Below are 9,644 nucleotides of genomic sequence, written 5' to 3'. Positions count from 1 at the left end.
TTTCGTTGGTCTTCGTTTTGCGATGAAGACAAAGTGATTGAAAGCTATCGCCAGAGACTAGATAGCCCTGTATCTCCTGAGAGTGAGTTTCTTGATTGGGGGCAAGTTGCCCGAATGCAGGAACTCACACGTAACCATCAGTGCAAGGATATCAAGCTCAGTATTTACACGACTTTTACTGTCCGCCCAGGAGGAACGGAAGGTGGTGACGCGGTAGATAGAGCGATAGTTAAGCTGGCGAACTTTTTACAGCGCAAGTTTACCCCAACAGGAGCGACCGAACTCACAACAAAAAACTTAATTCAAGTTCTTGAAAAAGCAATAATTGTCTCTTTGCGCCATCAACAAATACTGTCTGAAATGGGTTTATTTCCCTTGCCAAAATCAGAGAAGCAATTGTGGGACGACCTAGTTTCTCGGATGGGTGCGAAGCCAACAAAAGTGCCTCATGCCTTAGTTTATGACACTGGCGAATTAAGAGAGGAATTTAACGAATCCGCGCCGAAGCCAGAGAGATACAACGACCAGCTACATGCAACCTCAGTACTTTTAAATAACGGCATACCTTATGCCGATAGACGCTGGGTATACTTGCCGAATCAATGTGGTGAAAAAAAGAAGTATATCGGCGTAATGACGCTTGCCCAAAAGCCAGAGATATTTGCCTCAACCCATCAGCAAGTACGGTTTCTATGGGATGTATTCTCACGCGAGGTTATTTATGATGTCGAGATAATTACAGAGATTAGCCCAGCCGATCAAAAAATGATTAGGCTTACCCAACAATTGATTACGAGGCGGTCAATAAATGCCGAGGCTAACGCCAGCAAAAAGACTATTGACGTAGGAGCGCAAATTAATACGGAGCGGTCAGTCGATGCTCAGAAGCAGCTTTACACGGGTGATGTCCCTGAAAATGTAGCTGTCATAATCCTTGTTTATCGCAACTCTCCTTCCGAAATCGACGACGCTTGCAGGCTGATTTCAGGCTATATCAATCAACCTGCTGAGTTGATTAGAGAAATGCAGTATACATGGTCAATCTGGCTTGATACTTTGCTATTGAGACAGCGACCGCAACTTACTTTTCCTTTCAACAGACGCGCCACTTTCTTTGCCAGTGAAGTAATTGGTTTAACGCCAGTCATTCAAACAGCGCACGGCGATAAACAAGGTTTTGAACTAGTAGCTGACGAAGGTCAATCCTCGGTTCACATTGACCTATCAAAGCCGAAAAACATGATGGTAATCGGCACTACCGGGAGTGGTAAATCGGTAATCATCGCCTCTATTATTTATCAGTGTTTGGCGCTGGGAATGTCAGTATTAATGATTGACTTGCCCAATGATGATGGTTCAGGAACCTTCGGAGACTTCACGCCCTACTTTAATGGATTTTACTTTGATATCTCTAAGGAATCAAACAATCTTGTACAGCCATTAGACCTGTCAAAGATTCCTGAGTCGCAGTGGGAGGAAAGGACAAAAGCCCATCGGAATGATATTAATTTAATAGTTCTTCAATTGGTTTTAGGTTCGCAAAAATTCGATGGATTGCTATCACAAACTATCGAGTCCGTGATACCTCTAGGAACAAAAGCCTTTTATGAAGATGCCGACATCAAAGAGCGATTTGAATTAGCGCGGAGAGCAGGGATAGACACCCCAGAGTGGGCGAATACCCCGACGTTGGCAGATATGGAGAAATTCTTCTCACTTGCGTATATTTATTTAGGCTATCAGGATGACAACGTAGAAAAAGCACTTAATTACATCCGCTTGCGCTTACAGTACTGGCAGGCTAGTAGCATTGGTAGCGCTATCTGCAAGCCTTCAACCTTCCAGGCTGATAGCCAGTTGATTACCTGTGCTCTGACTAATCTCCAATCAGGGAAGGATGCAGAGGTGTTTGGGATGTCTGCTTATATCGCCGCGTCCCGTCAATCCCTCTCCTCCCCCAATAGTGTATTTTTCATGGATGAGGCTAGCGTACTGCTTGGTTTTTCTGCCTTGTCGCGCCTTGCGGGTCGTAAATGCGCTACGGCTCGAAAGCAGGGCTGTCGGGTATTTCTGGCGGCGCAGGATGTCATTTCTATTGCTAAATCGGAGGCGGGAGAACAGATATTACAAAATATGCCATTGCGATTGATTGGGCGGATTGTCCCAGGCGCGGCTAATAGCTTCTCTGAGTTGTTGGGCATCCCTAGAGAAATCATCGACAAAAATGAAAGCTTTGTCCCTAACATTCAGCAGCTATATACTTTGTGGCTGTTGGACTACAACAATAAGTATGTGCGCTGCCGCTATTATCCCTCGTATCCCCTGCTGGCGTTGGTTGCTAATAGCAGGGAGGAACAAGCCACGCGAGATAAGTTCAAGAAAATTCACAGTGACAAGTTTACCTGGGTGGCAGAATTTTCTAAGCATTATGTCGATTGCGTTAAGCAGGGTAAACCATTATGAAGATTCTATTCTCAGTCATTCAAAATAAGTTAGTGTTGGCAATACTCGCAGGTGTTTTATCGATAGTAAATTTTCAGGTTTGGCAATACAACCAAGCTCAATACGAAAAATTTATTAGCGATTCAAAGATAAATTGCGGTGTCGATATAGAATTAGGCGAAGATGCGGTCAAGCGCAGTCCTAGTCTAAGAGCATTGAAGTATCAGAATAAGCGCCTACGTGAACTAAGGCAGCCGGGGATTAACTCTGAATCTGCCAGCCCAGGCGCTTATGTTATGCTTCTTCGCTCCCCTGCTTCTACCCTTCCGCCTAATGCTTTGCCCTTTGACGATCCTTTCTTTACCAGTTTGTTGAATAAAGAAGAGTCGCCTAAAACATTAATAGTTCGAGCCGCTTCTTTTGATTTAGCAAAAAAACAAGCGACCGTAAAATCTGACTGCACTAAAAAACCTTTCGTAGTAGCCCTGGAGGACTTGTATCTTGAATACCAACCGATTGATCGCGATCTCAGGCGCAGCAATTTTGATTTCTTTTTCTAGCCTCAGGGCAAACGCTCAAGGTAGTGCAAACCAATCTTTCTTAACTCAATTTCAACAAATCTATAGTAGCTTGCAGACTTACATTCTTCACTATCAAAAAGAGTTTACCAAGTCTTTAGGTAAGCTTGAGGCTGAATTAACCCAGGCAATTGAATCTAGCGTTGGGGATTTAGGGATTCCCGATCCCCTGAAAGCTGGCAAGAATATCGAGAAAGTTATCCAGAAGCAAGAAGGCGCATTACTAATACTAGATCCTCGCATTCAAGCGGACAATGCCATCAAGGAATGGAACCAACAATATACACGCGGTCAGTCAGAATCAGTACTTGGTGTTGAAGGGCAGAGGGTGCAATCGCAAGAGGCAGCAATAACTAATGATGCTACCGCCCAATCAAGCGAAAATGCTAATGCCGCGCAGGATGATGTCATCACCCAAGAGATTCTTAAAAAGGTCGCAATTCAAAACTTACAAAGTGTTGTACTTGCCAAATCTATCCATGCAGAAGCGCAAAAACAATCTCGTTCTTTGGCTGTTACAAATATCAATCTTGCTGATATTTCTAATCGCATGGATGAGCAAGCTGCGGCAAAGGATCAAGAGTCCAGCGCCGCTACTCGTCAAATCATTCAATCTGCCGCCGTTAACGATTCATTTTGGAAGAATCAATAATCAATTCAAAATTATTAATTCAAAATTAATTTTCTTACTCATTTTGAATTTAAAAAAGGTCAACATAACGATGCGGTAGCTGAGATGATAGGACTCTTAACTATTCTTTTTGCTCAAACGACAGGGCAGCAAGCCGGGGAAAATACAGGTACTACGAACTCAGGTGAAATAGTCGAAGGCGCTATCGAAGGCGCAGAGCTAATTTATAAATCGTTTGAGAATGACTGGCTGGAATTAGCATCTGGAACAAGCCCAATTTATACCGCTGTTGTCGCCATTTCTACCCTTGCGGCGGTTGTGATGATTGGCTTTGCCTCATTTGGCTGGTACAGCAAGTTTGCCGAAGAAGGGTTCGGATATGATTTTATCTCTGAGATGGTTTTACCGTTGCTAGTAATTGTAATGCTTAGTAATAATGGGTTCCTTCTCGCTAATACAACAGTCGCTTTAAAAAACGTATCGACCGGACTAAATAGGAGCATTTTAAGTATTACTAGAAATGGGGTGAATTTGAGAGATGCTATCCGAAATGTCAATGCCGACCAAAGCTTTGTTTTAGCCGCGCAGACAGCCATCGCTAAATGCGAAAAAAAAGGAGAAAAGAGGCAGGAAGGTGAAGAACTAAGCCAGAAACAAGCTTGTATCAAAGCTGCCGTGGAGAATGCACGAAAAGACGCACAGAAAGCTAGAGAAAAGACTGGCGCAGGTTCTGGGGGAGGAAGTTGGAATCCCTTAGACCTAAGCGGCGAACTAATTAACAGCGCAATCCAAGGTTTTGTTTATGTCATCCTGAGCGGGGTATCGGCAGCTTTTCAGTACATCGTTCAACTGTCATTCTTAATGATTGCATTCGCTGCCCCAATCTTCCTAGTTCTATCTTTGCTACCTTTTCAAAGCAAGCCTATCTATGCTTGGCTAGCTGGCTGGTTAGGGCTGACATTGGTTCTCATTTCGTACTCGATAACTGTAGGTATTATTGCCAGCGCGATAGTTGCCAAGCCCTCGTCTAATCCTTTGTTAATGCAACTTTTGCAAGCCATCTTTTCGCCATTACTCGCGGTAGCCATAGGTACTGGTGGTGGAATGTCAGTATTTACAGCTTTCACTAGTGGGGTCAAATTCTCGGTGGGGTTACGGAGATGAAATTATTAGAGAGAAAAGAGCTAAACTTTACTCCCATTTTTTTAATAGTCAATGCTGTTTTATTAGTGATTATTTTATTAATAGAAGTTGTAAATTTTGCTCGGATAGGAACAATATCTAAAACCAAAGCTTCCACCCTTGTGGAGCTACATGACGGCGAATCTATCAGAGTTCTTCCTATAGGCAGTGAGGAGCGATCCCCCCAAGCTATTACACGTTTTGTAGGGCAGACAATGACAGGTCTTTTGAGTTGGAATGCTCTACCAAAGTCAACCGATGATTACAATCCAGACCCCACCAAACAATTGAAATTAGACATTGGGGTATTGACATCAAAAGCCAAGATTACTACTAGTGCATGGGCTTCAGGCTTTGCGTTGTCAGAAGATTTTCGCGCCCCATTCCTTGAAGAGATAAGTAATCTTACGCCGCCCGATGTCTTCAATGGGTCTACCCAATCAATTTTAAAAGTCAGCTTACTCAGTCAGCCCACTTCTATTAAGGATGGGCGCTGGAAAGTGGATATGGTAGCCGAGGTCGTTGTTTTTCAAGGCAGCAATTTAGTCGGCAAGCCCATCCCCTTTAACAAAACTGTATTTGTCAGGGCGATTGATACAGCTATCATTCCTAGATTTGCGTCCGATGTTCAGGAAACCGCCTCTCGTGTTCGGAAAGCGGGGTTGGAAATTTACAAGATTCAAGATTTAGACTTATGATCCAGAAACAGCAAGAGCCTTTGCTATCGACAACTATTGAGATAGAAGAAAAAGATTTTGCCGCCATGAACGGCGCTAAAACTTCTCAAATTAATGATTCAATTCAACCTGAAGAGAACCCCGCCCCAGAAGAAATTGTTACCGCTCGAACAGTCTCGCAATCTCCACTTTTGAAAATGGGCGTTGTTGCGCTGATAGTACTTGCCTTTGTCACGATCGTCGGAGCCTTGATCGGCAATTCAATGAACGCCTTAAAATTTTCCAGTAACAAGGCACAGCCGACTAAAGCCGAGGAACAAACAAAAGAAACAGAAGTGGTGGACGAGACAGGCAAGGATAAAACAGCACTTGCTCTGACTAGCCAAAACTACGAATTTAAAAAGATTCGTGATCAGAAGCCAAGCCCAACGCCTACCTCTAGCCCAACCCCAGTAGTGATCGCGCCTGTTACCCCCACCCTAAGACCAGTGCAGCGCGGACAACAGCCTTATTCCGTTACTAGCCAGCCTCCAGCGCCTAGAACCTTTCCCACAGCTAGAGGATCGCAACCTCAGCCCAGGAGCGCCCAGCCGATTAGACAATCTCCTCCTCAGCCGCGCCCCCAAGCGATCACCGTTCATGTTGACCCCACACAGCAATGGCTTCTCGCTGCAAATGCTGGCAGTTTTAGTAGCTCAGGTGATGAACTAGAAGGCGAGGAACAAAAAGTTACTGGAATAGAAGGAGGGACAGGAGGAGCTACACAAGTCGCAGAGGTCAGCAAAACTACTGGTGATTACAATACAAAGCGCGTACTCGTTGGCAGTACCGCAGAGGGCACATTGGAAACACCGATCGCCTGGGGTGCTGGTGACACTGGCAACCAGAATTACTTAGTGAAAGTATCAAAACCCTTAAAAGCCTCAGATGGTAGCGGCGTATTACCCGTAGGCGCTTATCTGGTTGTTCAGTTGTCCGAGTCCAATGGATCGGGCTTTGCCAAATTGCGCGGCGTTTCAGTATTGGTCAATTCCAATGGTGACACCCAAGAAAAGTCACTGCCGCCAAACGCTGTTTTGATAATGTCTAAGGATGGTAGCTTCTTAAAAGCGGAATCTCGCAAAGGCAGTAATCTGGGCAACAATTTCATCTCTGCGATTGTTGCGGGAGTCGCCAAAGCTGCCGAGGTACAAAATCGCCCCATAACTCAAGTCAGTACTAGCTCAAATGGGTTTTCCTCTCTTTCCACTACCAATGAGCAAAAAGACCTCTCCGCCGCTTTTGGAGAGGGTGCATTTAATAGCGTTCTCGACAACATCAAAAGCTCAAATGTTGCACGTTCGCAACAGTTAAGCGGTAGAGAAGAAGTGTTCGTGATTGACGTTGGTAAGCCAGTGCAAATATTCGTTAATCAAACAATATCGCTCTAGTCACAATAACGTTACTGTAACTAGGAAAAATGTTAAAGAGACTCGCTATTATTACAACCCTCTTAATAACTACTGCCTCAAGCGTGTCGGCAATGCCCATCCGAACAGTTTACGAGAATGATGCAAACTCCAGCGCTATTGAATTAAAGGTGTGGAAGGGCTACGGATTAACTATTAATTTGATGTCTACCGGGGAAACTATCAAGCAAGTTTGGATCGGCGATCCAAGTCGTTTTGCCTTTACATCAAACGGTGGTTTATGCCAAAAGCAGAGCAACGATTCTGACTGCACAGGAGGTAAAGCAACCGTAATTTTTCTTCGCCAGATTAACCCGATCAACTTTCCTGTTACCTCTAGCAGCAATGGAAGCACTCAAATTACAGTACTTACCAATGAAAAACAATATCAATTTAAGATAGTCCCTGCTACGGGCAACCCAGCTTATACAAGCTTGGTAGTTAAATCTGAGTCGGATCGCCCGTTGCCAATTACCCGTCCGCGATCGCCGCTAATGCTAACAGTTCAAAAGCCGCAATCAGCGCCGCCAGTAGTCCAGCAGCCCTCGCCACCGCAACAAACAATAACAGTCCACCCGCCTCAGTCTGTTGCCGTTTTACGCCCCAATCCTGGAAGGAACGATGCTAACGCTCTTGCTTTTGGTCTGGCAGAAGCGGGGCGGAAAGGCCAAGTTAAGCCCGGATCTACCACATGGAACAAGGTGCAAGATGCTATTAAGCTATTACGGCGTGGCAAAACTAAAGAGGAGGCGATTTCACTTTCTCAGGTCGATAAAAAAACTTTTGATCAATTACTTGAATGGGGGCGATTGTGAGTAATTTTGTTAAGTTTATTCGCAAAGAATTAGATAAATGCAAGCGACCAATTACTTAAAACAATCATGAAATCTAAACCTTTTTTCCTGGCTGCGATCGCTTCCCTACTTCCACTTTCCGCCTCAATCGCACAGACACCGACAACTACTCAGACAACCCCAACAATTAATTATCCGCAGGGCAAATATAAGACGGCAGCGCCCGACTGGTCAAAAATCACATGGGATACTTTGCCGCCCGTTCAGCAACCAGGATTCCTCGTAATCCCTAAAAACCTGATTTCGACTTTTGGCTACGACCCCTCGCGCTCATGGACCGCAGGACAAAAGGTTGATTCTGTTGTGATGCTGGGCGACGCGGATGATGCTTTTAAAATGTCTGCCTTGAGCTTAAAGGCCATTGGCACGCTGGCTTTGCCCACTACAGCCACAACCACCAAACCCACTCTCAAAGACTTTGGATTAATGCAATGGCAAACGCCAAAAACATTAGTTAAAGCAATGCCTGAATTAAGCAATTTGAGCCTATCAGAAGTTCCCCCATTAGCGGCTCTATTTTCTAAGAATGGTGCTGGACTGGGTAGCAGCACTATTTCTCAAGCCATAGCCTCAAATCCTCAAGCCGCAAACCTGACACTAGATAAGATTGACCTAAGCAAATATTCGCTTGATTCAATTCCTGGATTGAGCAAAACTCAGTTAGGAAAATTTAAATCATGGCAGCAAGCTTATGTCAATCAAATTCCTAAATTAAGTCAAGTGCCCTTTGATAAAATGCCTCAGCCTATTAGCTCTGATATAGGCGTTGTGGGGATTGCGTCGGTTGTACTTGGCACAGCAGAGAAAGGCGACGCAAGGGCTCTTAATGATTACTTCGTGTCTGGCAGCGTTGTCAGAGGCGATCGCACCGTTTCAGTAGCCTGTCCTCCCAGCAAGGAATGCTCATACTTAGAACTGGGGGATTTTGCCGATTCTGAAGGTAGTTTGTATGGTAAGCGTTGGGCATCTGGTTCATCACAACAAGTCAGGGGTGGTTATGGAATTCTTGCCGCCGTTAATGGGGGCAAGGAACCCACGGGGCGGCTAGTGTATGGTAGTGGGTTCAAAGTGGCGCTAACTGGAGTTAATGAATCCAAGGGGACTGCCGACTTTGGCTTGTTCTTTAGGATCTGTGCGCGGCCGCCATTCCAGCAGAAAACTTGTACCCCTTACTTCATTGGGCCAGTCCCCTGGTTGCCCGTGAGCGAGAACGATTTGGTGATTGTGGGCACTGGGCGATGACAGGAACAAACACTATTGTTAACCCAAATCAATTTATTCCCCCAGGCATCTCTTCAGCGCTGTTTTCCCCCGCAGGTTTAGGGGTACTCGCCTGTGGCGCGGTGATTGTAATCGCCAAAATCATCGATAGTAGGGGAGGTATTGCCAAGCTAGCGACCGCGCGCTGGGGCGGGACAACAGAGAAAACAGCGGCTCGGAAGTTGGCGTGTAAACAAATCCAGCTACGCTTGCATAACCGAGTATCGCTGTATGTGGGGACTCCCAGGAATACAACGAGCGAGATTGTCAATGGAATCAAGAAAACGAGTATCCCTGAAGATTCAACAACCCTTTACTTCCCAGAAGCGCAACGAGGCATCCTAGTATGTGGTGGGCCGGGGAGTGGAAAATCATTTTCAATGATTAATCCCTTGATCCGCTCCGCAGTAGATCAGGGGCTACCCATCGCCCTTTATGATTTCAAGTACGCACAGCAAGAATCAGCCACCGCACAAGCCAAGGGGCAAGCGCCAATACTAGCAGGGTATGCCGCTTTGCGCGGTTATCAAGTTACCGTACTTGCCCCAGGCTTTGCAGAATCCGCAGTTGCC

The 9,644-nt window shown here is 45.4% G+C and carries 8 protein-coding genes and 1 pseudogene; all 9 read left to right on the top strand.

All coding sequences use genetic code 11. The features are described 5' to 3' along the window. A partial coding sequence (locus ACEW80_RS11980) for an AAA family ATPase (RefSeq protein ID WP_373526787.1) occupies positions 1 to 2,463 on the top strand: 2,463 nt, incomplete at its 5' end. After that, entirely contained in the window at positions 2,460 to 3,002 is a 543-nt protein-coding gene (locus ACEW80_RS11975; RefSeq protein WP_373526786.1) for a hypothetical protein, read from the top strand. The genes ACEW80_RS11980 and ACEW80_RS11975, both read left to right, overlap by 4 nt. Continuing rightward, the gene (locus tag ACEW80_RS11970) at positions 2,986 to 3,672 is read left to right on the top strand and encodes a hypothetical protein (protein WP_373526785.1); all 687 of its coding nucleotides are present in this window, start codon (positions 2,986 to 2,988) and stop codon (positions 3,670 to 3,672) included. The genes ACEW80_RS11975 and ACEW80_RS11970 overlap by 17 nt, the downstream gene beginning before the upstream one ends. A gap of 84 nt (positions 3,673 to 3,756) precedes the next feature. Continuing rightward, positions 3,757 to 4,815 carry a hypothetical protein gene (locus tag ACEW80_RS11965; protein ID WP_373526784.1) on the top strand — a complete coding sequence of 353 codons (1,059 nt, stop codon included), beginning with the start codon at positions 3,757 to 3,759 and terminating at the stop codon, positions 4,813 to 4,815. After that, positions 4,812 to 5,531 carry a hypothetical protein gene (locus ACEW80_RS11960; RefSeq protein ID WP_373526783.1) on the top strand — a complete coding sequence of 240 codons (720 nt, stop codon included), beginning with the start codon at positions 4,812 to 4,814 and terminating at the stop codon, positions 5,529 to 5,531. The genes ACEW80_RS11965 and ACEW80_RS11960 overlap by 4 nt, the downstream gene beginning before the upstream one ends. Next, a complete protein-coding gene (locus ACEW80_RS11955) occupies positions 5,528 to 6,940 on the top strand; it encodes a hypothetical protein (protein WP_373526782.1) in 1,413 nt (470 codons plus the stop codon). The genes ACEW80_RS11960 and ACEW80_RS11955 overlap by 4 nt, the downstream gene beginning before the upstream one ends. 29 nt (positions 6,941 to 6,969) lie before the next feature. Next, positions 6,970 to 7,773, top strand: coding sequence for a hypothetical protein (locus tag ACEW80_RS11950; RefSeq protein ID WP_373526781.1), 804 nt, complete (start codon positions 6,970 to 6,972; stop codon positions 7,771 to 7,773). A 66-nt stretch (positions 7,774 to 7,839) separates the two neighbouring features. Beyond that, on the top strand, positions 7,840 to 9,054 hold the full coding sequence (locus tag ACEW80_RS11945) for a hypothetical protein (RefSeq protein ID WP_373526780.1): 1,215 nt from the start codon (positions 7,840 to 7,842) through the stop codon (positions 9,052 to 9,054). Next, a pseudogene (locus tag ACEW80_RS11940) lies at positions 9,051 to 9,644 on the top strand (type IV secretory system conjugative DNA transfer family protein); the annotation flags it as partial. The gene ACEW80_RS11945 and the pseudogene ACEW80_RS11940, both read left to right, overlap by 4 nt.

Source organism: Nostoc sp. (genome assembly GCF_041747015.1).
Taxonomy (GTDB): Bacteria; Cyanobacteriota; Cyanobacteriia; order Cyanobacteriales; family Nostocaceae; genus Nostoc.
The sequence above is the reverse complement of the archived record's forward strand: the minus strand, read 5'-3'. Positions and strand labels throughout refer to the sequence as shown.

Coding starts and splice junctions, on each gene's coding strand:
- ACEW80_RS11975 (WP_373526786.1), top strand. CDS start 2,460: ATGAAGATTCTATTCTCAGTCATTCAAAATAAGTTAGTGTTGGCAATA.
- ACEW80_RS11965 (WP_373526784.1), top strand. CDS start 3,757: ATGATAGGACTCTTAACTATTCTTTTTGCTCAAACGACAGGGCAGCAA.
- ACEW80_RS11960 (WP_373526783.1), top strand. CDS start 4,812: ATGAAATTATTAGAGAGAAAAGAGCTAAACTTTACTCCCATTTTTTTA.
- ACEW80_RS11955 (WP_373526782.1), top strand. CDS start 5,528: ATGATCCAGAAACAGCAAGAGCCTTTGCTATCGACAACTATTGAGATA.
- ACEW80_RS11950 (WP_373526781.1), top strand. CDS start 6,970: ATGTTAAAGAGACTCGCTATTATTACAACCCTCTTAATAACTACTGCC.
- ACEW80_RS11945 (WP_373526780.1), top strand. CDS start 7,840: ATGAAATCTAAACCTTTTTTCCTGGCTGCGATCGCTTCCCTACTTCCA.